The sequence below is a fragment of the Achromobacter spanius genome (assembly GCF_002966795.1).
GTDB classification, from domain to species: domain Bacteria; phylum Pseudomonadota; class Gammaproteobacteria; order Burkholderiales; family Burkholderiaceae_B; genus Achromobacter; species Achromobacter spanius_D.
On record NZ_CP023270.1, the window covers coordinates 5,627,836 to 5,651,497 of the forward strand.

27 protein-coding genes and 2 tRNA genes are annotated in these 23,662 nt (G+C 61.3%); 18 read left to right on the top strand and 11 right to left on the bottom strand.

Features of this window, described 5'->3' with window-relative positions:
- Positions 1–117: 117 nt before the first annotated feature.
- The 8 genes from CLM73_RS25495 to CLM73_RS25530 are packed head-to-tail and all read right to left on the bottom strand — an operon-like array spanning position 118 to position 4,215.
- Positions 118–771 carry a hypothetical protein gene (locus tag CLM73_RS25495; RefSeq protein ID WP_158685939.1) on the bottom strand — a complete coding sequence of 218 codons (654 nt, stop codon included), beginning with the start codon at positions 769–771 and terminating at the stop codon, positions 118–120.
- Positions 771–1,193, bottom strand: coding sequence for a hypothetical protein (locus tag CLM73_RS25500; RefSeq protein ID WP_234015744.1), 423 nt, complete (start codon positions 1,191–1,193; stop codon positions 771–773). The genes CLM73_RS25495 and CLM73_RS25500 overlap by 1 nt, the downstream gene beginning before the upstream one ends.
- Positions 1,190–1,894 (bottom strand): hypothetical protein, encoded by a 705-nt coding sequence (locus CLM73_RS25505; protein WP_105240802.1) that lies wholly within the window; start codon positions 1,892–1,894, stop codon positions 1,190–1,192. Before CLM73_RS25505 ends, CLM73_RS25500 begins: the two co-directional genes overlap by 4 nt.
- A complete protein-coding gene (locus CLM73_RS25510; RefSeq protein ID WP_105240803.1) occupies positions 1,878–2,708 on the bottom strand; it encodes a YdaU family protein in 831 nt (276 codons plus the stop codon). Before CLM73_RS25510 ends, CLM73_RS25505 begins: the two co-directional genes overlap by 17 nt.
- Entirely contained in the window at positions 2,705–3,181 is a 477-nt protein-coding gene (locus CLM73_RS25515; protein WP_105240804.1) for a nuclease domain-containing protein, read from the bottom strand. The genes CLM73_RS25510 and CLM73_RS25515 overlap by 4 nt, the downstream gene beginning before the upstream one ends.
- Positions 3,172–3,477: a hypothetical protein gene (locus CLM73_RS25520; protein WP_105240805.1), complete on the bottom strand. Its 306-nt coding sequence runs from the start codon at positions 3,475–3,477 to the stop codon at positions 3,172–3,174. The genes CLM73_RS25515 and CLM73_RS25520 overlap by 10 nt, the downstream gene beginning before the upstream one ends.
- On the bottom strand, positions 3,470–3,775 hold the full coding sequence (locus CLM73_RS25525; RefSeq protein WP_158685940.1) for a hypothetical protein: 306 nt from the start codon (positions 3,773–3,775) through the stop codon (positions 3,470–3,472). Before CLM73_RS25525 ends, CLM73_RS25520 begins: the two co-directional genes overlap by 8 nt.
- Positions 3,772–4,215, bottom strand: coding sequence for a phage regulatory CII family protein (locus CLM73_RS25530; protein WP_063955520.1), 444 nt, complete (start codon positions 4,213–4,215; stop codon positions 3,772–3,774). The genes CLM73_RS25525 and CLM73_RS25530 overlap by 4 nt, the downstream gene beginning before the upstream one ends.
- A 256-nt stretch (positions 4,216–4,471) precedes the next feature.
- Here CLM73_RS25530 and CLM73_RS25535 point away from each other — a divergent pair, with 256 nt between their 5' ends.
- The 3 genes from CLM73_RS25535 (at position 4,472) to CLM73_RS25550 (ending at position 7,212) form a co-directional block, all read left to right on the top strand.
- Positions 4,472–4,693 carry a hypothetical protein gene (locus CLM73_RS25535; RefSeq protein ID WP_105240807.1) on the top strand — a complete coding sequence of 74 codons (222 nt, stop codon included), beginning with the start codon at positions 4,472–4,474 and terminating at the stop codon, positions 4,691–4,693.
- A 440-nt stretch (positions 4,694–5,133) separates the two neighbouring features.
- A complete protein-coding gene (locus CLM73_RS25545) occupies positions 5,134–6,237 on the top strand; it encodes a S24 family peptidase (protein ID WP_105240809.1) in 1,104 nt (367 codons plus the stop codon).
- 93 nt (positions 6,238–6,330) lie between these two features.
- Positions 6,331–7,212 (top strand): SDH family Clp fold serine proteinase, encoded by an 882-nt coding sequence (locus CLM73_RS25550; protein WP_105240810.1) that lies wholly within the window; start codon positions 6,331–6,333, stop codon positions 7,210–7,212.
- Between the two features lie 1,234 nt (positions 7,213–8,446).
- Here CLM73_RS25550 and CLM73_RS29050 read toward each other — a convergent pair.
- A complete protein-coding gene (locus CLM73_RS29050; RefSeq protein WP_158685941.1) occupies positions 8,447–8,770 on the bottom strand; it encodes a hypothetical protein in 324 nt (107 codons plus the stop codon).
- On the opposite strand from CLM73_RS29050, the gene CLM73_RS25565 reads away from it, so the two are divergent.
- Both CLM73_RS25565 and CLM73_RS29055 read left to right on the top strand, forming a co-directional pair.
- Entirely contained in the window at positions 8,750–8,977 is a 228-nt protein-coding gene (locus CLM73_RS25565) for a hypothetical protein (protein ID WP_105240813.1), read from the top strand. The genes CLM73_RS29050 and CLM73_RS25565 overlap by 21 nt on opposite strands.
- A 191-nt stretch (positions 8,978–9,168) precedes the next feature.
- Positions 9,169–9,286 (top strand) — tRNA-OTHER (locus CLM73_RS29055).
- Between the two features lie 397 nt (positions 9,287–9,683).
- Here CLM73_RS29055 and CLM73_RS25570 read toward each other — a convergent pair.
- Positions 9,684–10,904 (bottom strand): diguanylate phosphodiesterase, encoded by a 1,221-nt coding sequence (locus CLM73_RS25570; protein WP_105240814.1) that lies wholly within the window; start codon positions 10,902–10,904, stop codon positions 9,684–9,686.
- A gap of 210 nt (positions 10,905–11,114) precedes the next feature.
- On the opposite strand from CLM73_RS25570, the gene CLM73_RS29325 reads away from it, so the two are divergent.
- The 13 genes from CLM73_RS29325 (at position 11,115) to CLM73_RS25625 (ending at position 21,181) form a co-directional block, all read left to right on the top strand.
- Positions 11,115–11,240, top strand: a complete 126-nt coding sequence (locus CLM73_RS29325; protein ID WP_267896103.1) for a hypothetical protein — start codon at positions 11,115–11,117, stop codon at positions 11,238–11,240.
- Positions 11,237–11,470: a hypothetical protein gene (locus CLM73_RS25575; RefSeq protein ID WP_105240815.1), complete on the top strand. Its 234-nt coding sequence runs from the start codon at positions 11,237–11,239 to the stop codon at positions 11,468–11,470. The genes CLM73_RS29325 and CLM73_RS25575 overlap by 4 nt, the downstream gene beginning before the upstream one ends.
- Positions 11,467–11,760 carry a hypothetical protein gene (locus CLM73_RS25580; RefSeq protein WP_105240816.1) on the top strand — a complete coding sequence of 98 codons (294 nt, stop codon included), beginning with the start codon at positions 11,467–11,469 and terminating at the stop codon, positions 11,758–11,760. The genes CLM73_RS25575 and CLM73_RS25580 overlap by 4 nt, the downstream gene beginning before the upstream one ends.
- A 37-nt stretch (positions 11,761–11,797) precedes the next feature.
- On the top strand, positions 11,798–12,694 hold the full coding sequence (locus CLM73_RS25585; RefSeq protein WP_105240817.1) for a recombination-associated protein RdgC: 897 nt from the start codon (positions 11,798–11,800) through the stop codon (positions 12,692–12,694).
- A gap of 14 nt (positions 12,695–12,708) precedes the next feature.
- Positions 12,709–13,707 carry a ParB/RepB/Spo0J family partition protein gene (locus CLM73_RS25590; RefSeq protein ID WP_105240818.1) on the top strand — a complete coding sequence of 333 codons (999 nt, stop codon included), beginning with the start codon at positions 12,709–12,711 and terminating at the stop codon, positions 13,705–13,707.
- Complete coding sequence (locus CLM73_RS25595; RefSeq protein ID WP_105240819.1) at positions 13,704–14,246, top strand: hypothetical protein; 543 nt, start codon at positions 13,704–13,706, stop codon at positions 14,244–14,246. Before CLM73_RS25590 ends, CLM73_RS25595 begins: the two co-directional genes overlap by 4 nt.
- Entirely contained in the window at positions 14,246–15,094 is an 849-nt protein-coding gene (locus CLM73_RS25600) for a Nin-like protein (RefSeq protein WP_234015745.1), read from the top strand. Before CLM73_RS25595 ends, CLM73_RS25600 begins: the two co-directional genes overlap by 1 nt.
- 3 nt (positions 15,095–15,097) lie before the next feature.
- A complete protein-coding gene (locus CLM73_RS25605) occupies positions 15,098–16,105 on the top strand; it encodes a hypothetical protein (RefSeq protein ID WP_105240821.1) in 1,008 nt (335 codons plus the stop codon).
- 23 nt (positions 16,106–16,128) lie between these two features.
- On the top strand, positions 16,129–16,335 hold the full coding sequence (locus CLM73_RS25610; RefSeq protein ID WP_105240822.1) for a DUF4224 domain-containing protein: 207 nt from the start codon (positions 16,129–16,131) through the stop codon (positions 16,333–16,335).
- A gap of 53 nt (positions 16,336–16,388) precedes the next feature.
- Entirely contained in the window at positions 16,389–17,366 is a 978-nt protein-coding gene (locus CLM73_RS25615) for an integrase (RefSeq protein ID WP_234015746.1), read from the top strand.
- A gap of 63 nt (positions 17,367–17,429) precedes the next feature.
- Positions 17,430–17,521 (top strand) — tRNA-Leu (locus tag CLM73_RS29060).
- A 348-nt stretch (positions 17,522–17,869) separates the two neighbouring features.
- Entirely contained in the window at positions 17,870–18,817 is a 948-nt protein-coding gene (locus CLM73_RS25620) for an Abi family protein (protein ID WP_105240823.1), read from the top strand.
- 207 nt (positions 18,818–19,024) lie between these two features.
- Positions 19,025–21,181 carry a LamG-like jellyroll fold domain-containing protein gene (locus tag CLM73_RS25625; protein ID WP_105240824.1) on the top strand — a complete coding sequence of 719 codons (2,157 nt, stop codon included), beginning with the start codon at positions 19,025–19,027 and terminating at the stop codon, positions 21,179–21,181.
- A 48-nt stretch (positions 21,182–21,229) separates the two neighbouring features.
- On the opposite strand, the gene CLM73_RS25630 is transcribed toward CLM73_RS25625, so the two are convergent.
- Complete coding sequence (locus CLM73_RS25630; protein ID WP_105240825.1) at positions 21,230–23,653, bottom strand: TonB-dependent receptor; 2,424 nt, start codon at positions 23,651–23,653, stop codon at positions 21,230–21,232.
- Positions 23,654–23,662 lie beyond the last annotated feature (9 nt).

The window sequence follows — 23,662 nt, forward strand, 5'->3', positions numbered from 1 at the left end:
GAACTTGGCACTCAAACAAAAAGCCCGCGCATTCGCAGACGGGCTTCTTTTAGGCGGACTTATTCAAATTGACTAAACGGGACGAACTTTATCAGAGAAAATTCAACCTTGCAAGCGTCAGTCGCACAAGCCTTTTGCCGCCAGAAGGTCGGCCGCATAGTCCATCGCGTGCGCTTCGACGCCCTTCTGGCCCGCGCCACGCTCACCACCCTTCCGCTTCGTGGTGCGCGTCCCATAGAGCCAGAGCTTGATCTTGCCGTTGTGATTGGTAGCCGTCGCCGCGCTTACGCCGGCCCGCTCGGCGGCATCGGAGAGTTTCACATCCTTCCCGAAGTAGCGCGCCACGATTGCATCGCGCAGGACACGAGGCGTCGGATGCGCGGACAGGGCATCGCACGCCGCCGCGTCGGATATCTCGCGCACGGCCGCCAGCCAATCATGTCGATCGACAGTGCCCTGGCAGCACTTGCAACGGTCGGTGCGCGGCGCGAAGCGTGCGACCAGGATTGAACGGTAAAGTCGGGGCAGCTTATCCAGCGCGCCCAGGACGAACGCAGCCTGTCCCGCTCCATCCGTGCCACCCAAGCCCTTTCCTTCGGCACCAGCCTGGGATTGAGCTTGTGCGAGGCGCGCCATCATGGGCTTGTCATACACTTGGTCCGTATGGTTGTAGGCAAAGGTCAGCGCCGCGTGAGCGGTGGCGAACAGTCGGCTCGGTTGCACTTCGACGACGGGGGTCGAAGGAAAGCGCGAAAGGGTCAAAGTAGTCATCAGATAATCCCCGGGGAGTAAGTCACTTTCGCGGGCAGCATTTCCCGCATCCATTGCATAGCTGCTTCCCATCCGAACGAGACGGCATGCCGCCCTCGGACAGGAAAAGTCTTCGGATTTATGTGGTGGGCGTCCACCATCACGCATTCACCGCGCGCCCCCGTTTGCCTGTAGATCAGCACCGGCACGCCGTCTTCGCCGGCCTGCGCTTGCGCCTGTCGCCACCAAGCCGGCAGGCAAAGGACGTTCGCGTGCTTGCATTCGATGCTGATGCGCGCGAACGCGGGATCGTCCGCCACCACGTCGCTATCGCCGGCCCGGTTGCGCACACGTCGGCGCCAGGTCGTGCCGGTCGCATCGGTCAGCAGGTTGGCCACCTTGCGTTCAAAGGCCGCGCCCTTGGTTCTTTGCATCGCGCTCATGCGGCGCCCCCGACGTCCACCGGCGAATCAACGGCGGCCTGGGCCATCCGCAACACCGCAGGCGACGGAAGCCGCCCGCCCTTCCGCTGCGCCTCTTCCAGGATGCGCTTTGCCCAGCGGCGCGGATCTCTGTCTGTCGGATTTACGATGCCCTGCGCCCCCATTTTCGCCATTGCTTTTGCGGCATCTTCACGCGTGGCAAGCGTGCCACCCGGAGCAGGCAAAGCCGGGGCGGGCGCCGGAACCGCGTCCCACTGCCCACGGGCAAACTCATCCCGCAATGCGCGCTCCCATCGCAGCTTCATCACGCCATAGCCACAGTTCAACAGGTCGTGCGAGCCCACGGCGCGAGTGGCATGGAAAATCGCCGGATGTGACCACATGCCGACTTCTCCACGCTTGCGGGCAGCCACACCGGCAACCGCCTCATGAAACGCCGTTTCCGGGTCCATCCACGGTCGGCAAAGACGCATGAACTCCGGCAGCGTCGGCGGCCAGTCTCGGCCCAGGCACGCGACCAAACCGACACGGGCCTCCGCTTCCGTGAAGCCCGCCAGTTTCTGGTTGAAACTATCCTTCACCTCGCGTGGGGTCAGACCTTCCCACGCCTGGGCGAACTTCGCTCCGTAGAGCAGACGCAATTCGGAAACCACCATGTCCCCCAGGGTGCGCACTTCCAGCGCGTCAGTGCGTTGTTGCATCGATTACTCCCATGTTGATTTCGCGGGGAGCACCGGGCGCCCCGACCGCCGCCCCCATCTCCTCGTTCCACGATGCCCGCCGCTGTGCCGCGCTCAGCGGGCGTGAAGGCCGGGCCGCTCCCGAGCGCAAGACGCGCTGCAGGTACCCCACGGGCTCAATTGCCTGGTCGTCCACGCATTGCTGGATGGCCCGGACGATGTCCGCGTCATCGTGATTCTTGCGGAACATGCCCAGCATTGAGCGGGCTTGCTTTTCCGGCTGTCCGGCAGCGATGAGCAAGGGCAGGCCCAGGGCAAAAATTTGATCGACAGCCGAAGGCGGCTCCGGCGGCGCGCCGCCCGTTCCATTAGGAACGGAATATTTATTGGTTCTTGGTTCTTGGTTAGGGTTACGACTGGGTTTCTCCTGGGCCCCGTCTGGGTTTCCCGTGGCATCCGCTTGGGTTTCTTCTGGCAACCCACCAGAAACCGACTGGGTTTCGTTGGGTTTCTTCTTCGGCCTCCCGCCAGCCTTCCCATTAACCCGGTTGGTTTTCGCCTTCTCCTGATACGCGGCGATTTCGCTATCCGCCCGCTTATTGCGCCAAGCGCCGTCCGTAAGCTCGAAGAACTCCTTCAGGATCATGGGAACAGCCGCACGATCTTCCTCGGTGCGCGCCCCCACCCACCGGCAGATCAGCTGCAGATCGTCCTTGATCGGCTGTTCTTCCGCGTAGTAGCGGCGCAGCAGGCGGCTGTAGATGGCGTCTTCCACCAGGCTCAGATGCATCGTGGCCTGGGCGTAGTCGCCGATGTTGTGGCTGTAGTAATTCATTCGGTGACTCCGTAGAGCGCCTGATAACCGCGCTCGGCTTCCTCGGGCCACTTGCCCAAGGCGATGATGCGCAAGCGCGTAAGGCGCAAGCCGGGGATGAAATAGGTGAGCTTCTGTTCCAGCGGTGCTGGCGATTGGTCAATGAACCAGTGGCAGGGACCGCAGCCAAACGCAATGGCCCAATCGTGCGCCTTGATGCCCTTCCCCTTGCCGTCGCGCAGCAGGTTGGAATGGCAGGCCACCGTGGTATCCGTGTCGCCCTGGCAATACCTGGGCACGCGCAGCAGACATTCCTCGCCCTTGGCAAGGTCAAGCAGCGCCTGATTGCGGTAGACCGTCTTGGGCGGCTTCTTGCCCTTCTTGCGCGCCTTCATGGCCGCACGTGGTGGCGGCATTGGCGTTGCGCGCATCATCGGCGCACCACGCTTCAGCGGTGTCTTCTGCTTGAGGGGCGTCTTGCGTGTCAGCGACATGCCGCCCCCGGCTGCTTCTTGACGCGCCACCAGGCCGGGAACTTCCAGCCGTTCATATGTCGCGTGACCAGGCCGGCCCGCGCCGCGTCGAACAGGAACGAGTCGACAGCGCACGCGGCGGCGTCAGCCCGCGACGTGCTGGACCAAGGATCGACGGCCTTCATGGCCGGCCGCACGATGGCCCGCAACTCATCGAGGTTCACGCGGCCACGCGTATCGATGATGGCCTGTTTGACCTGCTCCACCGTCTCAGGCGGCACGCGGTAGCCCCGGAACATGTGCAGGCAGTCAGCCATAGATGCCGCTCCACTGCACGAAGGGTTTGCGCACGGCCTCATGGAACAAGCTGGCTGCCTTCGCGTTGTGGTCCAACTGCGCGCGGCTGGTGATACCGCACACGTCGCGCACGTACTGCGCCGCGTGCTGGCTAGCAGACACGCCATCGGGGGCGGCGCCGATGCGGGACTCAACCCACCGATGGAACTTCGCGCCGTTGCACATCATTGCAGCCGCGCGCGATAGCGCCGCCCCCTTGCGCTCCGTGGACGGCACACGCGGCCGCACGGGTACACCAGACGTTCCGCGATGGATCATTGCTCGGCCATCCCGCTGAGCCGGCGCGCGACGCCCGCGACTGCTTCCATCAGGGCGCGGCCCGCAGCATCCACACGCTGCATTTCCTGCTGGTCAACACCGCCATCAGCCAGGGCGTCGTACACCTCATGACCGAACCGGCCATGCGCGATCATCAGCGCCGCGACCTGCTCCAGCACTGACATGTCGCTCTCGCCGCAGGACTCGGGCGCCTTGACCAGCAGATAGCCGTTGCCATGCGCGAAGGCGGCCAGGATGCGCACATCCCCCGTCATTCGCACAATGCGGTCGGCCTCAGCCAGCGTCAGGTGATGCGTGGTGTTGTTGGGGTTGACCTTGTTGCGCAGCACGGCCGGCGACATGCCGATAACCGCCCCCAGCGCCTCGCTGCCGCCCTTGTAGTCATGCACCGTCAAATCGGCCGCAGTGGTGATGTTCATCTGTGAATTTCCTGAACGTATCTATTGCTGAGCAGCGGCCTTACGATGCGCTGCATGGAAAGACGAATTGCGCCCTACACGTCCAACGGCCCGATCTGGACCTTGTCGCTAGGCTTTGCCGGTGCCGCCGGCTGCGGTGCCGGCTGGGCCGGCGTCGTAGCGCTATCCATGCACTCCCTCCTGAAAATGGGTGGTCAGCCCCTTAGAATGGTTGCTCTCACACAAGACACCCGCCCCAGTAAGGAGGGGGCCGACCATGACTTTGAAGTTTGTATCCATCGTGCAGCCCACCGAAGATTCGGAGTTTGTCGACGTGAAGTTCATGCTCGAGTCGGATTTCACGGCTGTTCCACCCCACTTCATCGGAAAGGCGCAGATCTCGATTCCTCTTCGGGAAGCATCGGAAATGACGCTCGCAAAAATCATCGAATCCGCTCGCGCTCAACTCGCGTCGAAGTTGATCGATTGCGCCAAATAGCGCCGCCAGGCTGCATTGCCGCGGCGATACGCTCGTCGGCAATGCGCTCAGCAGCGGCACGAATCAGCCACAGCACGAAGCGGATGTAGAGGCTATGCATTGGGGGGCTCCTGTCGAGCGACAGCCGAACGCAAACCGAGGCGGTGCATTGATGTCATGCCGCCCTCGCCACTTCGGCCGGCGCGCGCTTTGCCGCCCAGATCCGAAAGACCTTCGGTTTTGCAAGGCGCAGGACCTCCTTCCAAGCCTTCGGAATGCCGTTGGTGCGCCATTGGGAAACAGCCCCGGTTGTGAGTCCACATAGGGCTGCTACCTTGCTGGTCCCGCCGTAGGCGTCTATGAGATCGGAGTCGTTTGTGTGGTCGCTCATGGCACGTATCTTAGTTGTCTAAGATTTTAAACGCAAGCCATCTAAGAGAATTTTTGTTTAGCATCCTAAGATGACCTTTCAGGAAAGAATTAAGCAGGCCTTCGAAGAAGAAGCGGCCCGTCGCGCGGACGCGGGCGAGCCACGCCTGACGAAAACGGACATATGGAAGGCTGCTGACGCATCGTCTGGCGCCGCGACCCATTGGTTCAACGGGTCGAACGGCATGGATATGGCGACGTGCATGAAGGTCGCGCCGCTGCTGAAAGTCAACGCGCAGTGGTTGTACGACGGCACCGGCCCCAAGCGAAACCGCCCAGACGGATCCGCCGAGGTTCCAGCCATCCCGCCCACGGCGCCGTGGCCCTTTCCGGAAATTTCAGAACAGGACGTCCGCGCCTTGCCCCCTGCTCAGCTGAACGCGCTGCAGGGCGCTTTGGCGTTGGCCATCGCGCAGCTGAAGCTCGGGATCAAGGTTTCGCATCAGGCACCGGTCACTGCCAACGTCATTCCTTTGCGGGCTCACAAGCCTGGCGGCCTGGTCGACATGGACCATGCTGATGACCCCTTCCCTATGCGAATTGCGGGCTTGCCGCCCGCTCCGTGGGAAGGCGGCCACACCACGTTCCAGGCCGAGCGCAATCCGAAGATCAGAATCAGCACGCAAACGGGCGTGACGGCGAACGCCGGACCGGGCGAGCCTCACGCCGCCAATGACAGATTCGAGAAAGTGCCGGAGCTGGCTGAGGTGCGTCTGGCCGCGGGCGACGGCATCGAGAACCACAGCGAAGACCAGACCGGCATGATCCAGTTCCGCCGCTCATTCCTCAAGGCGGTGGGCGCCGACAACGGAAAGGCCCGTGTGGTGTATGCGAAAGGCGACAGCATGGAGCCAGTCATTCGTGACGGCGCCGCCCTACTCGTCGTCCCCAACGAAAACCTGACGCTGCAGGACGTGGCCAGCGGCGGCGTGTACGCCATCAACTACGACGGCAAGATGCTAGTCAAGACTGTGACACGAGACAAGCTCACTGGGCGCTGGGTCGCGCGCTCGTTCAATCCGGCCTACTACGACATTCCGTTGGAGAACGGCCACCCTGTGCGCGTGCTTGGGCAGGTGGTGTGGGCTGGTGCCAAGCTGCGGGACGACGAGGCTGGACAGTGGGTGCGGTCGTGAAGGTTCTAGCAGACTGCAGAGCGTAGTAGGCGAGAAGTTAGATGTAGCGCATCGAACTATCAGCAGAAAATTCCCAACCAAAGGAACCGCTTGATGTCAAATCTCGACACCCATATCGGCTACGGACTTAACTACTATGGCGAACAATTAGAGGAAGAGTTCGGTTGCCCCGTTTTGTCATACGTTGGTCAGATTCACCCAGCAATTCAAGGCCGCTTTGTGGAGAGCGTTGAAGCACTGGCGACACGGAGACAGAAACAGGACCGCTTTACAAATCCGGGACGCTTGGTGATTGTCCTTGACACGCCGGGAGGTTTGGTCGAAGCGGTTGAGAAGATGGTGGTGGTAGTTCGTCACAACTTCGACGAGGTCTTCTTCATTGTTCCGCGGGCGGCGATGTCGGCCGGAACTATTTTTTGTATGTCGGGTGACAAGATCTACATGGATTACACGTCCTCCTTGGGGCCGATCGACCCACAGGTCAGCCTCCAGGATGGCAACTGGGTGCCTGCGCTGGGCTACATCGACAAAGTCAAAGAGTTCATCGACAAGTCAATGAATGGTCTCCTTACAGACGCTGAGCTACTAATGCTACAGCGACTTGATTTAGCTACTCTTCGACGGTACGAGCAAGCGCGAGACCTCTCGATCAGCCTGCTGAAGGAATGGTTGGTCAAGTACAAGTTCAAAGACTGGAACGAGCATCAAACGACTAATCCGGGTAGCCCCGTCACTGTGGAACAAAAACAAGAGCGTGCCCAGCAGATTGCAACTGACCTTAGCAACAATCAGCTGTGGCACTCTCACGGGCGGATGATAGGAATAAATAAGCTGCAAACAGGCCTCAAATTGAAAATTGAGGACTACACTCATGATGCTAACCTACGATTGCGGGTGAGGCAGTATGCTGAGCTTTTGCTTGAATTTGCAGACAAGCAATCGACCCCAATTTATTTGCACTACAGTAAGACCTAGGAGCCAACAATGTCCCTAAGCGAACGAACTGCTGACGTCTTGATGAAGGAGCTCGCTGCGCGTGGACCGGAACACCGGGAGAAGCTGCAGCAAGCATCGGAAAAATTTGAACGACTTGTGCAGGCAGGCGTTGTGACGCCTGAGCGATACAACGTTCAGCCCGTAAGTCCCTCCGCCCCTGCAAGCCTTTCTCGACCTTTCCGTTTGGTGTAGATCCGCCCGACACTGCAAGCCACCTCCGGGTGGCTTTTTTGTTGCCTGACTATCTCCAATTGATCATGACTATCCATGTGCTAGGTCACCGAAAAACCTAGGCACAGGAGCAGTCAATGACTCGAATTTTGATCTCGCTCTTAGTGGTGCTACTGGCCCTCTGGGCCACACCAGCCTACTAAGTCTTCCCCACAACCGCCCGCCTCGCGCGGGCTTTTTTTGCGACCATAATCTTAGACAACTAAGTTTTCCTTGACACTTTAAATCTTAGGCGTCTAAGCTTGCGGTCGCGCTGCAAACACAGCGCAGCAAGCCCCCCCCACGGACCCTCCGCCAGCAGTCAGGGCATCGCCTCAAGCGGGAGACGTCACCGCCACAAAGTCGGAATGGGGAAAGGCGAGAACCGCTCTTTAACAACCGAGGCCGCCCGCTCCCCGCGAGGGAGTACGGGCGAAACAGGACAACCAGGCGCCGACGCGCCCCCGGACCCTGTGTGCTTGGGCTTTCATAGCCAGGCAACGCCCAGCCGGGCGTGGCGACGATAACCCCGGCAAGCTTTACTTCTGCGAGGCCCTTTCCTTGGCCCTTTGGTAGCAGGCTCTGTAAACCTCATTTTCAAAGTCCCTAATCGCTCGCTCTTTTGCCTCTTCAGTGGAATACCTGGGGTCTTCAAAGGCCCAATCCACCAATGATCTGCCGAACTCTCCATCGTCCGCCCTGCCGGGCTTAGAAAAGACGTCCATCAGCTCTGACATAGGCATGCCAGCCTGACGAGCCTGCATCACAGTTTTCCCCAGACTGGACGTGACCGAGCATGCCTTCCGGTCCTCGGCGCTGACGGAAGCGCCAAAAACGGCCGAAGTAGCGGCGAGCGCCACCGCCGTTGAAATCAGTCTTAAGTACACATCCGCTCCCCAAAGTTGCTTTCAGGCGGAAGTGTAACCAGCCGCCGAAAAGCGGGTTTCGGCCAGCGCTGCGACTCGACCCTTACCAAAGCGATTCGGCTACTCGGTCGCCCAGCTCAGTAGGGCTTAGTGTCCGCCGACCTATAAGCCTCATGCACCTTTCTTATTACCTCAGCGAGGTAGTTGCCGTGCGTCAGGCCCATGGCCAGGTCGGAAGCTTTAGTCGTCTCGAAATAGTTAAGCCAAAGAGCATCTGACTTAGCTAACTCTATTAGCAATTCGTGCGCCTTGTCGTTTGCTGTCTTATCGCCCATCACGCGCTCCAGGAAGTAATTGAGTGACGACTGAGCATATCCGGAATCGTGTCCGGGCAACGCCAATGCTCCCACCACTAGTTTTCGACCTAAGGAGAAGCAATCATGGAAGAAATCAGCATTCACGAAGCGGGCGCCCTACTCGCTGCGGCCGGCCGCATCATGATGCGCCAAGGGGTCCACTTCGACGTTCTGGTCGGCGAGTTCCGCGACGACGCCAGCGACAGCGACTTGCTGGAGATTATGGGTAACTCAGGGGTGCCCGAAGAGCGCGCCCGCGAGCTGCTGCAGGTCGGCCTTCGTGACTTGGTAGCGATTCCGCTCGCCGAATGACAGCCCCGGCTCATGCCCCGCGTGCGGGGTATCGGCAGGCGCTGTTGTCTGGACACCATGGAGGCACCATGTTCGGCGGTAACGATCCCGAGAACACCATCTTCAATCCAAAGCGCAAGCGGGGCCTCGGCCCCACGGCGGCATAACAGACAGTCCCGACCTGCGCCGCGTTAGCGCGCAGGACCATCATCGGGTCGGTAGCTCAGCGGAAGAGCGCCCGACGCTCGGGAGGTCGGCAATGCAACGGGGTCGCGCCCTGACGCATCCGAAGGCAGGCATGTCGCGCTGGTTCGAATCCAGCCCGACCCGATGATGGTGATCGCGCAGTGCTGATGCGCAGCAGACGTTCAGCGTGGCTGGAAATCGTTCCAGTGCATGTGGCGGTGTAGGGCGATGCCCCACGGCAACCGAGTAAACCGCAAGCCGGGATCAGCTCCGGCCACCATCAACCCATTCGCCCGAAGCTTCGGCATGAGGGGTAGACCGCCGAGAAATCCAGGCAGGCAGTCCGGTGGAAACCCGGCCCAATCCCCCCTTCCAATCCACGGAGCAATGCCATGCTCGAAGCACTCGTACGCTTCATCGAAGAACTGATCGACGTTTTCAATTTCGGAAGCACCATCAACAAGTAGGTTTCCTCTTGGGCCGATGGAAGCGAAGCTGCCTCCCCTGCCCTCCCGCACCAACCCACCTGAAAGCCCGAGCTTTAATGCTGCGAGGTTCGCTCAGGCCACCGCACTTCGGGAACCCCATTCAATGCGGGCTTCGCGAACAGATAGCCTTGGAAACGTTCGAACCCGGCAGCCTGAAGCCAGCACCATTCCTCAATCCGCTCAACGCCCTCGGCAACTGGCGTAATTCCCATTGCGGAGCACGCGCGTGCAATGGCGCAAACGATCGCTTGGCGAGGTCCATCCTGATGAATATTCTGAATGATCTGTCGATCAATCTTGAGTTTGTCTGGCTGGAAGTCTGCAAGAAGGGATAGCCCCGCAAAGCCGGCGCCAAAATCGTCGATTGCCACGCCAATACCGGCTCGGCGGACGCGTTCGATGGCGTCTTTAAACGCTTGAGGGCTTGCTATGGCTTCTTGCTCTGTAACCTCGACTATGACGTCCTGCGGCGACCATCCGCACGCAGAAATCTGATCGACTAAGCGTTCGACAGCCGCAGGATCTTCTATCAACGACATTGGCAAGAGGTTGACCGAGAGCTTCACGTCCGCAAGGTTCAATCGGCGGGCCAGCTCAAATGCGGATGACTTAGATTCGAGGTCGAGGATGTAACGCTCCACAGGATCGAGACTGGAGAACATTTGCTCCGGGGATCCTCCGGTCTTGCTACGGATTAGGAACTCAAATGAAGTTATCTTGCGCCGTAGGGGATCGACGATGGGTTGCAACGCAAAAGGATACGACCGCGCCGGCGCATCGGGGTCTTCATGCGCCAAAGAGGGCCCGCTTGCCACGAATCGCCAGTTATCTGCGTCTTCGCCCTCAACAATATGGTCGGTCCCACTTGCAAGCGCGTACCAGCCAAGAATCTTAACTACTCGGTCATCACTGCTCGCCAACCTGGCTTTCTTGCGCATCTTTTGGAGGATGAGCGAAGACACCCGCTGCGAGTCGAGATTTCGAAGGTCGAGAATTGCCATCGAATCTCCGCCGAAACGTCGATGCGGCCCCTGATCTCGCATCAAAAGCACAACGTTCTTGTGCCTAGGGTCGCGCCTGATGGCAGAAAAAATCTCAGCCACTGCCTCATCCGGGCCTTCTAAGAGCTGCACAAAATGCACACCGTCGAAAAGCAATACGCCTGTCACGTGCAGTGCCACATTCCGCTCGCGGGCTTGCATCAAAAGACCGTTCAGATCTTCCGAACTCATCAATTCAACGACACGGCTCCGGTATATCAATGTCGATAGCATGACGTGCTCTCCTGCAACAGTACGACCAACCTCAAGATTCTAGTACACCGAGAACTCGTCGAAACGTCCCCGGATTCCCATCCTTCCAGCCCCCCGGAAGAACTGATCACCGCGTTTAACAGCGACTCCTCGATCAGCGAACAGTCCCGAGCAAGCCCTGTTCCCAAAAGGGAAACTCTCCGCAAGCCTCGCGCCCCTGCGCATATCCAAATGACCCTGACTGAGACCCTCGCCTGGGGCCTGGGCCTGCTCGCGTTCGCGCGGCTGGTGCTGGCGCCCCTCGGCGACTACTTCACCCGCCGCCACGCCGCGGCCGATCCTTGGAACCCGACATGAACTCCATCAGCGCAAGCGCGCCCCCGGTGCGCCACCGTCACCCCGTCACGATCAAGCAGGCAGCCCGCAAGCTGGGCAGTCTGATCGCACCCCGCGACCACGTCGGCAAAGGCAACTGGAGCAAGGACGCAGACATCCCGCTCTGGGCCTGGCCCGCCAGCTTCGCCCTTGCCGCGCTCTTCCTCTTCGGCCCGCAGATCCTGGGCTGGCTGCTGCGGGCTGTCGTATGAACGGCATCGCCTTCATGGTGCGCGACCGCGCCGGATGGCATCCGCCCGTGCCGCCCCCTCCCCCATACCTGCATCCCGAGTTCGAAACGCCTGTCCCGCCCCCGAAGGGCCAGCCGCTGACTGACGAACACGTGGACTACATCAACGCCATGCGCGGCTTTGTCAGCGTGTACGTCCTCGCAGACCAGTTCCAAGTCTCCCGGGGAACGATCAGCAATATCTGGAAGGGCCTGCCCAACGCTGGCCGCGCCATCAACCACCAGTCTCCCGACCGCCTTCGCGCTGCCTGAGCCTGACTTCCCAAAACCATCCTTTCGAGACCGCCCCATGTGGTTCAAGAACCTCAAGATTTACCGCCTGTCCGCACCGCTCTCCGACTATGCGGAAAAGCTGCAGGCGGGTCTGAAGCGTCACGCCTTCCAATCCAGCACCAACCTCGAAATGCAGTCCATTGGATGGATCGCGCCCCGCGAAGGCGGAGAGCTCGCCCACCCCGTTGCCGGTCGCTTCCTGCTCAGCATGCGCGCCGAGAAGAAGCTCCTGCCCCCCTCCGTGATTGCGCAGGTCGCTAGGGTGCGGGCCGAGGAAATCGAAGAGCAGCAGGGTTACAAGCTCGGCCGCAAGCAAATGAAGGAAATCAAGGAACGCGTGGCCGACGAGCTTCTGCCGCGCGCCTTCAGCGTCTACCGCGATACCCGCGTCTGGATTGACCCGGTGAATCGCTGGCTGGTGATCGACACCGCCTCATCATCCAAAGCGGATGAGGTCGTCGGCCTTCTGGCGAAGACGGTTGACCCCATGCCCCTGGAAAACCTGTATGTCGTGGAGTCGCCCGCTGCGGCCATGACCGGCTGGTTGGCTGAAGATGAAGCCCCAAACAACTTCACCATCGACCAGGACACCGAACTGCGCTCCTCTGGCACCAGCGGCGCGGCGGTCCGCTACCTGAAGCATTCCATCGACGCGGAAGACGCTCGCCGGCATATCCAGTCCGGCAAGCAATGCACCCGCCTCGCCATGACCTGGGCCGACCGCATTTCGTTCGTCCTGACCGAAGGTCTGGATATCCGCCGAGTCTCGCCACTGGACGTGCTGAAGGAAGGCGCGGACTACTCGCAGAACGAAGACGAGAAGTTCGACTCGGACATGGTCCTCATGACCGGCGAACTCGCCAAGATGCGTGCCGAGCTGGTGGAAGCGCTCGGCGGCGAGAAGAAATTTTGATTCCTGGAGTCCCCATGACCGAATCCACCGCCCCCGTTTCCTTCCGGCAGAAGATCCTCTCGAAAGAAATCAAGCGCGCCCACGCAATGCAGGTCCGGTATGAGGATCTGCACATCGAGCCCGGTTTCAACCTGCGCACCCCTATCGAACTATTGGACGGCCAAGAGCGCGAACAGGCCGAGGCGGACGACGAGGCCCTGTTTCAACACATCATGTCCGGTGGCAAGATCCCGCCGCTCGAAGTCCGCCCCCGGCCCGCAGGTGGCGTGTGGCTGGTAGACGGCCACCGTCGCCACGCCCAGATCGGTCGAGCGATTTCCGCCGGCGCGCCACTGCACGACAAAGATGGCGTTGTCTGGATCGACGTGACCGCATTCGAAGGCAACGATGCGGACCGCACCGCCCGCGTCATCAGCAGCGCCCAGGGCCGGCACCTGACCCCGCTGGAAACCGCCTTCGGCTACGCCAAGCTGGCGGGCTTCAAGTGGGACAACGAACGCATCAGCCGCCTGGAACACGTCTCCCCTCAATGGGTCGGCAAGATGATCGCACTGGCCCACGCCAACAGCGATGTGCATGCCCTGGTGCGTTCCGGTGCGGTGAAGGCATCCACCGCCATCGAGGCCGTTGCCAAGCATGGCGAGGGCGCTGGCTTGTTCCTGCAAGACGAGTTTAAGAAAGCCAAGGCCTCCGGCAAGTCCCGCGTGACGCACAGCACCATCCACGGCCGCGCCCTGCCCCGCAAAGTGGTCTCCCCGCTCATCAGCGGCGTGGACACGTTCATGCATGGCCTGGACGCCAACCAGCGCGCGACCCTCTTGGACATCCAGGAAGGCCGCGTAGCCGCCGAAACCATCACTATCCCAGCCGCCGCCCTGCTCGATCTATTCCGGGCCCACGGTGCCGTTGAAACCGCTCGCGCCAAACAGGCGGAGAAGCGGCGCCGCCAGGCAGAGACCGCGGCTTCCGCCAGCCAGGCCGAAATCCCCACCGCAGAGGATGTCCCCGCATGAACGCCCCCCAAAACCTCGACGACATGGACGACGTTGACCTGGCCGCGCTGTCCACCCGTGTGCTGCACGACATGGTCGCAAAGATGACCCCGAAAGAGCGCCAGCGGTATCGCGACGCCCTTGACGCCGCAGACGCTCCCCTCCGCAGTTTCCTGGGCGCAGCCCTGGGTGCGCCCGAAACGTCGCCTTCCGCCCCCGGCAAGAAATGCGCTATCTGTCGCGGCGCCTTCTCCGGCATGTCCTGGGACACGCTCTGCCCCTCCTGCTGGGAAGAAAAGGTGAGGAACGAAACAATGGCCCGCCGCGCGCGGGCTTCTGACGCTGGCGTTGCGCCCACCGACCGCAACGAAGCGTTTGAGGCCGTGCGGAAGAAGCTGTGCGCCCTGCCCCGGTACAGCTTCTTGATCGGTCCTCACGGCGGCGTAAAAAGATACGAGAACCGTTCGGGCACTTGGATTGAGTTTGACGCCGCGCATGATCTGTTCGATCCCGTAGCCGTCGACGCCGTCCTTTCCGCCTCTCGGCAGCAGGAGGGGTGATGGACCCGTATCACATCGATGGTCCGGCCTTAATTCAGTTCAGCGGCGGCCGAACAAGCGCCTATATGCTGCGCCAAATCTTGGACGCGCACCAAGGTGCATTGCCGGATGACGTGCATGTGGCGTTCCAGAACACCGGCAAGGAGCGGGAGGAAACTCTGGCATTCATCGAGGAATGCAGTCAGCGCTGGGGAGTTCCCATCACCTGGATGGAGTGGGATGGCTTCGAGAATGGAAGTCGGTCCCGCTGCATTTTTCGGATCGTCGACTTCAAGAGCGCCAGCAGAGAAGGCGAGCCGTTCGAACGCATGATGGACGCTTTGGGAATGCTTCCAAACCCCGTGGCCAGGTTGTGCACGGCAAACTTGAAAGTGAAGACCTCCCGAGCCTGGGCGCTTTCGCTGGGGTACGACACCTGGGATGCAGTAATGGGAATTCGAGCCGATGAACCTCGCCGCGTGGCCAGACTCGGCGCGCCTGGGCGGGACAACAGCGCAGGCATCCCGTATCTGCCGCTGGCCCGTTCTGGCGTAGCCAAGGCAGACGTGCTGGCGTTCTGGCGTAGGCAGCCGTTTGACCTGCGGCTAGATCCGGCTGGCGATCTAGGAAATTGCGACCTTTGCTTTCTGAAGTCGCGGGCCAAGATCGTTGCTGCCATTCGCCGTGAGCCGACTCGTCATGTCTGGTGGGCAAAGCAGGAATCCCGTCCGAACGGCGCGACGTTCCGATCCGACCGCCCGCGATACACCGAACTGGCCCGCGAGGCTGAATTCCAATCACGCCAGAACATCCTGCCCCACATCGAGAGCGAGGATGAAGCCCTGGCGGACTGCATGTGTGGAGACTGAATCATGACCACCAACATCCCCGCCCCGGCGCAGGAAGTCGAGCAGGCAAACCCCTTGAGCGATGAATACGTCAATGCAGTGATCCAGCGCCACGGCTACGACAGCCCCGAATCCGTCATTGCGCAACTGCATCAATGGATCGGCCTTCACGATGGCGAAGACTCCGTGACGCTGCTCATGTACGAAGCGCACAAGGCGCTGTCCAAGCTGCGCGCCCCTGTAGCCGATGAGCGGACGGCGTTTGAACACTGGCTGCAACATGACGTGGACCCCGCCATCATCAGCTACGACAAGACCGAGTTGACCCTAGCGCGGGCGGCATGGGCCGAACGCGCACGCCGCGACGCCCTGGCAAGCGCCCCTGTAGCCGGGGAGTCGCATAAGGGGTGGCGTCTCGTCCCCGAGAAGCTGACCGAAGAAATGCGCACCGCAGGCGAAGTGGTGAGATCGCCGTCCGGCACGGTGTCGTATGGGCTTTCTCGCCACGCGCTGGCGCTGGCCTGGGAAGCTTTGCTTTCTGCGGCCCCTTCCCCGCCAGCCACACATGCCGCCCCCCAGGCCAGCAAGGCGCAATGCTCTTGCCCTAGCGGCGACGGCTCCCTGCGGTGGCCGTTCGCTGCGCACGCAGCCCGACCGGGAGGCGGCCGCCTCAAGCAGCTCGCCGCAGCCCTCGGTAACCGGGACTGGAAATGGTGGGATTCCTGCTCGTTTCGGCGCCTGACGTTTGAAGACGGGCCACAGCGGCGCGATGGCAGCGCTTTGCACGGCACCATTCAGCAATCCGATGGGCATCCCGACGTGAACATGGCACCTGGCGTCCGTGAGTTCATCGAGGCCGCGAGCCCTCTCGTCGTAGGGCAGCTCGCCGACCAGGCCGCCCGCCTCGCCGTCCAGCTCCGCGAGTGCACCGATACTCTCGGGGCCGCACAGATCGACGAACACCGAGCCATGCGGGCATATGCAGATTCGTGCGCGCTGCTGGCCGAACTTGATAACAAACTCCCCGCGTAGAGCGGGCTTCATCTGGAGGCGATATGGACCCCATCCTGTCCGACGCCGCGCTGCAACGCCTGACCGGCTATGCCCAGGCAGCGGCACAGCAACGCGTCTTAAACGAATACGGCATCCCTTACAAGGTGGTGCGCAAACACAACATCGTCTTGGTAGCCCATGTGGCCGCCTGGGTGGAGGGCCGCCCCACGCCACGCCACTCCGCCCCCAACCTCTCCGCCGTCTCATGACCAATAAGTTCCCGAATCTTCGGTCCCATACGCGGAAGCGGAAAAGCGGGCGAGTGGTCACGTACTATTTCTATGATTGTCGTTCGGACGGGCAACCTGATATCCCACTCGGCACGGACTACGAGCAGGCAGTGGCGAAGTGGGATGAAATTCGCGAGGGTGGGCCACGCATCGTCGGCACGCTCGAGGAAGCCTTTGCAGCCTGGGAATCTGACAAAGAGACCGGCCTGCTTTCCTATCAAAACGCCGAAACCAGAGACGGATACAGCAAATGCCTGCGAAAGCTGCGCCCGGTATTCGCCGCTGCCACGTGGGAATCCATCGAACTTGTCCACCTCACTGGCTATCTGCGGCGACGTACAGCGAAGACCCGCGGCAATCGCGAAATGGCTTTGCTGCAAATCGTTTGGAACTGGGCTCGCAAAGAGGGCTATACAACCGCACACTGGCCCGCTGCAGGCCTGGAAAAGTCTCGCTGGAAAAATCCGGAGAAAGCTCGCGAGTTCGAAGTGACCGACGACCTCTTCGACGCAGTCTACTTTGCGGGCGACCAAGTTCTGCAAGATGCCATGGATATCGCCACCGCAACCGGCATGCGGATCAAAGACGCGATCCTTGTTCCCTTGCCGGACGGTGACCTATTGCGGCTGCGGGCTAACAAAACGGGAAAGAAAGCAGACTTCGATGTCTCGCTTTCAGCAGTCTTGCCCGGCTTGATTAAGCGCCGGCGGTCCATCCGCGCGCATCATCAGATGTTGCTCAGCACCGCGACCGGCCGACCGGTTACGTACACCATGCTGCGCAACCGCTGGGAGTTCGCGCGCGAGCTGGCCGCCTTAAACGTGGAAGCGGCTGGCGAGCCTCGGCTCGCGGAAGAAATCCGGTCCATGATCCTTCGCGATATGCGTAAGCGCGCTGGGGATCTTTCCGAGAGCGACGAAGCAGCTAGTCAACTGCTTCAGCACAGCAGCGTCAACCTCACCAGGAGACACTATCGAACCAAGGTCGCACGCCTCAAGCCTGTCCGCTAAAACGCGTTCCGCATTTGCAGTTGCCCCCTACGATGAATGTATGGGAAAAATGCGGAACAGATCGCCCGGGAACCCGCATGAATACTGGCAACCCGTACAGGACTCAAAATCCCCCGCCGCAAGGCGTGCCGGTTCGATTCCGGCCCCGGGCACCACGAATTCCATGCGTGTGGCGCTGCAAAAGCGTTTATCTCTGCACGCTTCTATTCAAAGCATTGTTCTCCGTCAATGAGCCCAAAGAAGCCTCGGTGAACTCGCGCTCCAATTTCGTCGGACTTGGTCCTATTTTTGGCAACCTCACGTACTGAGAGCCGCCAAACGCTTGACCCCTCCCGACGATAGAGACAACAATCACTGCAATCGCGCCCAAACCTCTGTAGTCGGCTTGTCCGGCTGCATGTTTGGGCCTTCTCATTTCTGAGGCATTGCCCTTGGCTCAGACGGCACCACCAAAACCGCATAAGACATACGTCGAACTCGCGAGCGTGCTTGCAGAGCGCGGCATGGACATTGGTGACGCAGGTCGCACTCAACGCAAGCTCTCCCAGGTCGGCTATTACCGGCTGAGCGGGTACTGGTACCCCTGCCGGAAACCGTGCTTGGATCAACGCGGGAAACAAGTCACCGGCCACGCAGGCCGGCCGTTGCGCGCAGATCGCTTCGCGCCAGGCACTGCATTCCACGATGTCTTCAACCTATATCTTTTCGATAAACGCCTCAGACTTCTCGCACTCGACGCTATCGAGCGGATCGAAGTGCACCTTCGTTCGGTAATTGCCCACGAGGTCGGTTTCCACGATCCAATGGCGTACGAACAGGATCGCTTCATCATGCCCCGAGCCTGTGTCGACTATGCGCACAAAGGTAAGGTACGCAACCAGTGGCGAGAATGGTCTGAACGCCAGCGCACGCAACTCAACCGCTCCCGCGAAGACTGCATCGTATGGCATCGCGCAAATAGTAGAGCGATCCCGTTTTGGGTCGCGGTCGAAGCCTGGGACTTTGGTCTGCTATCCAGGTACTTCGAGATGCTTCGCGGGAAGCACCGACAGCGAATTTCCAATCGATTAGGGATTGCGAACAGTCTGGTTCTGAAAGATTGGTTGCAGCAGATCAATACATTGCGCAATCGATGTGCGCACCACGCGCGAGTCTGGAACCAGTCATCCAGCAACACTCTCGCACACCTGCCCCATCCCTATTTCAATACGCTGACATTATCCGACCACGCGCGCGGCCGCCTTTTCGGCCTTATCGCTGTGATCTGGTTTTTGATCAAGCAGATTGGCCCCAACTCGCAGTGGCTCGACCAAATTGCAGCGCTGATTGATGCGTGGCCGCAGCTTCCTGGTTGCGATCGTTACGCGATGGGTTTCGACCACGGAATGAAGACGCTGCCGCGCGAAGCGTTTGCACAGGCAGGTTTACTGCTTGCGCCGCAGACTGCTTAGCGACGTCAAGCGCAGATACTTGAAGGCCTCTTTCGCCGGCGTTGACCTGATCAGCATAATCAAGTTTCAGCCGCGCGTAAGACTTCAAACAGTGACATCGCCGATCGGCCGCACTCGCCGAAGCCGGTCAAGAAAACACCACCGAACATTCATCATCCCGTCATCCGCCCTACCTAAGCTTCCCGCTTTTTCTGAAGGGCAGCACAGATGGCGAACGACAAGCACGACGGCAAACTTGAGGTTGCAAACAAACTTGCGGCGCTGCCGACCGACGCGGATCCGCGCCGTCGCAGCCTGCTCAAGGCCGGCTTTGGCGCCACGCTGCTGCCCGTGGGTGGATCGCTACTGCTGTCGGCATGCTCCAGCGACGACGATGACGACGACACCACGTCGCCCGAAACGCCCGGTACGCAACCGCAACCGCAGCCCCAACCCGAACCGCAACCCCAACCCGTCAACATCTCCAGCTTCGCTGTAGCCGTGCTGCCGGACACGCAGTTCTACTCGCGCTACGCAACCGACGACGAAAACCAGCAGTTCATGCGCAAGTACGGCAGCGAGCCGTTCAAGGCGCAGACGCAGTGGGTGGCCGATCACTCCAAGTCGCTGGGCATCCCGTTCCTGATCCATCTGGGCGACGTCGTCGATCAGCAAGGCAAGCCCGACCAGTGGAAAGTGGCGGATGCCGCCATGGCAATTCTGGAAGATGCCAAGGTCCCGTACTCGATCCTGGCCGGCAATCACGACGTGATCCTGGACCGCGACTACGTGGACGCCAGCAGCCAGGCCAGCGCCACGGACGCGCAGCGCAATCTGGCCAACGAGCCGTATCTGAAGACCTTCAGCGCCGATCGCGCCAAGAACCAGGCCACGTTTGGCGGCCGCGATCCCAGCGGTTTTCATGAGTATCACGTGTTCGAAGCCGAGGGCCAGAAGATCATGGTCCTGTCGCTGTCGTGGCGCATTTCCGATGACGCGCTGACGTGGGCCAATCAGGTTATTCGCGCGAACCCGACGCTGCCGGTGATTCTGGTCAACCACCAGTTGCTGAACATCGACAAGGACGGCGTCACGCCGCTGGAAGTTCCCTACGGCCTGATGCTGTGGGACAAGCTGATCCGCGACAACGATCAGATCTTCATGACGCTGAACGGCCACTATCACGGCGCCGCGCATCTGACCAAGACCAACGCGTTCGGCAACGCTGTCGAGGAAATGGTGGTGGACTATCAGATGGCCTATCAGGGCGGCAACGGCCTGATGCGTTTGTATGAATTCGATCTCAGCAACAACGAGATCCGAGTGTTGTCGTTCTCGCCGTGGGTCCCGCAAAAGCCGAAGAACACGCTCAACACGTTCGACCAGGCCATCCTGACCGGCGCGAACGAGCAGTTCACCATCAAGATGGATTTTGCGAAGCGTTTTGGCGGGTTCAACAAGGAATTCAAGGCGGCTACGCCGTCGCACACCGCGCTGATCGATCAGGCCCGCGCGTTGATCCTGGCGAACTACACGGATCCGGTCGCGGCCGAGCAGAAGCCTGCCGCCGATGCGGAAGACTATCCGCAGGTGTCGGGCACGCTGGCGCACTGGCGCTTCTTTGGCGGTGCCAATGGGCAGGCCGTGCCGGTGGGCGAAGTGATCGCCGACCGCACCGGGCTGAATCCGATGCGCCGCGCGCCGCTGAACATTGATGGCGTGGCCGGTGCGCAGCTGGGCGACGTGGTCTGGTCCGACGATCACCATTACCTGTCGGCCGCCCCCGGCTCGGTGCGCTTCCTGAACACCGACAAGAACACGGCTCGCATGAGCTACTTCACGACGGACGCGGCGGCCATCATCAACGGTCAAACCTCGCCCAATGGCTACACCGTGGAAGCGTTCATCAAGATCGACCGCGACTGGGTTGCGTCCAAGCACGCGTGGATGAACATCATGACGCGCGACGGCAAGCGCGGCGATCTGGCGGGTTTCTCGGGCGGAGACCCCGAGTCCCCGCCGCTGCTGTTCGCCGTGTCGAGCCTGCGCGAGATCCAGTGGGAAGTGGTGCCGGACGACACGGGAGCTCGCGGTCCCAAGGCGAACTGGTCGGGCGAAATCATCCCCGACAAGTGGATGCACGTCGCCGTGGTGAACGATGACACGACGCACGAAACCATCCTGTACGTGGAAGGCGCGCCGGTGCTGCGCAACACCTCGGGCGCTCGCGGCCTGGCGACGCTGGCGGCCAACATGCCGTGGATCGTCGGCGCCGGGTCGTGGGATGGCGCGCGGGCCGACGGTTTCTTCGGCAGCGTCGGTGAAGTCCGTATCGTCGATCACGCCCTTCAGCCGATCGACTGGCTGACCGCACGCCGGCGTTAAACAGCACACGCGCCGCCGGCCGGTCCGGCGGCGGCGCGTTTGCGCGTGTCAGAAATCAATGCTGGCTGACAGCCGGAACGTACGCGGCGCGCCCAGGTTGACGGCGTTGTCGTTCCAGACGCTTTCCCAGTAGTTCCTGTTGAACACGTTGTCCACACCCGCGCGGAACACCACGCGCTGCCCGGCAAGTTTGGTCGCATAGCGTGCGCCCAGATCCAGCCGTGTCCACGACGGCATCTTCAACGTGTTGTCGCTGTTCACGTACTGTGAGCTGGTATAGATCACGCGACCGTTCAATGCCAGCCCGGGCACGCCCGGCACGTCCCAATCCAGCCCCAGGTTGGCTGCCCACGGCGGCGAGCCGGCCGCCCGGTTTCCATTCTGAAGGCCGTCCTGCGTCTTGGTCAGCGTGCTTTGCATGTAGGTCACCCCACCCAGCATGCGCAGGCCGCGTGTCAGTTCGCCGAAAACCGCCCACTCGACGCCCCGGTTACGCTGCTCGCCGTCCAGGCGCAGCGTGGGCAGCGGCGTGGTGCTGTAGTCGGCCGTCGTGCTGGGCTTGGAGATCTGGAACAGGCTGATGGTGTTGGTGAAGCTGCCCGTCTGTAGCTTGGCGCCCAGTTCGACCTGATCGGTCTTGTAGGGCGGGAAGACCTCGCCCGCGTTTTGGTAGGTGTTGCCGACCGTCGTGCCCGGCGACAAGCCCTGGATGTAATTGGCATACAGCGACAGATCGTTGGTCGGCTTGACCACCAGCCCGGCCATCGGCGTCCAGGCGCTGGAGTCGTAGCTTGAGGTCTCGGCGCCGGTGGTGTCGTCGAAGTTTCTCGACTTCACGTTCTGCCGGCGTATGCCGACAGTCAGCAGAACGCGGTCATCCATAAAGCCCAGCGTGTCGGCCAGGGCAACGCCGCTAAGGGTGCTTTCCGAAGCCTTCGGAGGACTGCCCGGCGCATCAGGCCAGACGAGACGCGACGGATTGTAGATATTGGACGGCTGGTCGAACGGCATGAATGCCAGCGCACTGCCGTTCTCGCGATTCAGATAAGACGCGCTCAAAGCCACGAAATGGCTGACCGGACCCGTGTGGAACTGGCCGCGCAGGCCTGTTTCGGCGCTTTTTGTCTTGGCGAAGGAAGCGCTCTGGTCGGTGGTCACGGTTGCATCGCCATTGGCTTGAATGTCCGTGAGCCATCCATTGATGGGGCCGTCAAACTCGGAGCGCTGTGCGCCGAACTTGGCGAAGCCGGTCCAGTGGTCGTTGAAGTCGTACTCGCCGCCCAGGATGATGGCTTCGGTCGTCTCTTTGCTCTCGGGCGAGCCTGGATACATATTGGTGCGCGCGTCGGGGGGAGACGGCATCGACGTCAGCCCGCTGTCGAACCGGTAGATGGCAATCGTGCCGCCGCCGCGCTGCTTTTCTTCCATGCGGTACGCGTCCAGTGTCAGGCGCAGGCGCTCGCCGCGGTAGTCCAGCGCCAACGCACCGAGGTTGCCCCCGTTGCTCGCGCCGTTGACATACTTGTCGCCATCTTTGTAGCGGCCGTTGAAACGCAAGCCCCACTCATTGTTGGCGCCAAAGCGGCGGCCCGTGTCCACCTGAGCCCTCCACAGCCCCTTACCTTCCACGCCCAGCGTCAAGCGTGTCAGGGGTTCGTCGCCCGCCCGCTTGGGAACGAGATTGACGGAACCGCCCACCGCGCCGCTGGGCGACATGCCGTAGAGCAGAGCGGCCGGACCCTTGATGACCTCTACCCGCTCGGCAAACTCCACCGAGAGGTTTCCCGTATCCGGCGCCATGCCGTGCAACCCGTCGAAGGTTACCGAGCCGGGCGTCAGGCTGAAGCCGCGAATCTTGAAGGACGCCTCGGCCGGATTTCCTGCTGGCGCAGTTTGCCGGATCGAGGGCTCGTTCCTCAAGACATCCAACACCGTCTCCGCCTGCTGATCCTCGATCAATTGAGCCGTGTAGTTGGTAATGTTGAAGGGCGTATCCATCACGTCCTTGTTGCCGAGCATGCCCAGCCGCCCGCCGCGCGCGACCTGCCCGCCTGCATAGACTTCGGGCAGGCCATTGCCGCGCTCTGACTGGGCTACGACCGTCACGGTGTCCAGGGTGGTGACACCGCCGGTGGACTCGGCGGCCTTGATGATGATGCCGCCTGCTTCCTGCACGGCAACCAGTCCGCTGCCGACAAGCATTTGGCCAACCGCCTGCAACGCAGTGAGATTGCCGTTGACCGCGCGTGCCGTCTTGCCCGCGACAAGCGCCGGCGAAAACCCGATGGGCGTGCCGGTGGCCGCCGACAGTTCGTTCAGCGCCGATCCGAGCGGTTGGGCAGCAATGGAGAGGGTGACAGGCTTGGCGCCGCTGGAAGCGGCCTGCGCCAGCGTGATTCCCGGCGCAGCGAGCGCCAAGGCGATAGCCAAGACAAAGGGAGCGGGATGAAAGCGAGCGTGAACCAACCGCATGGAAACGTC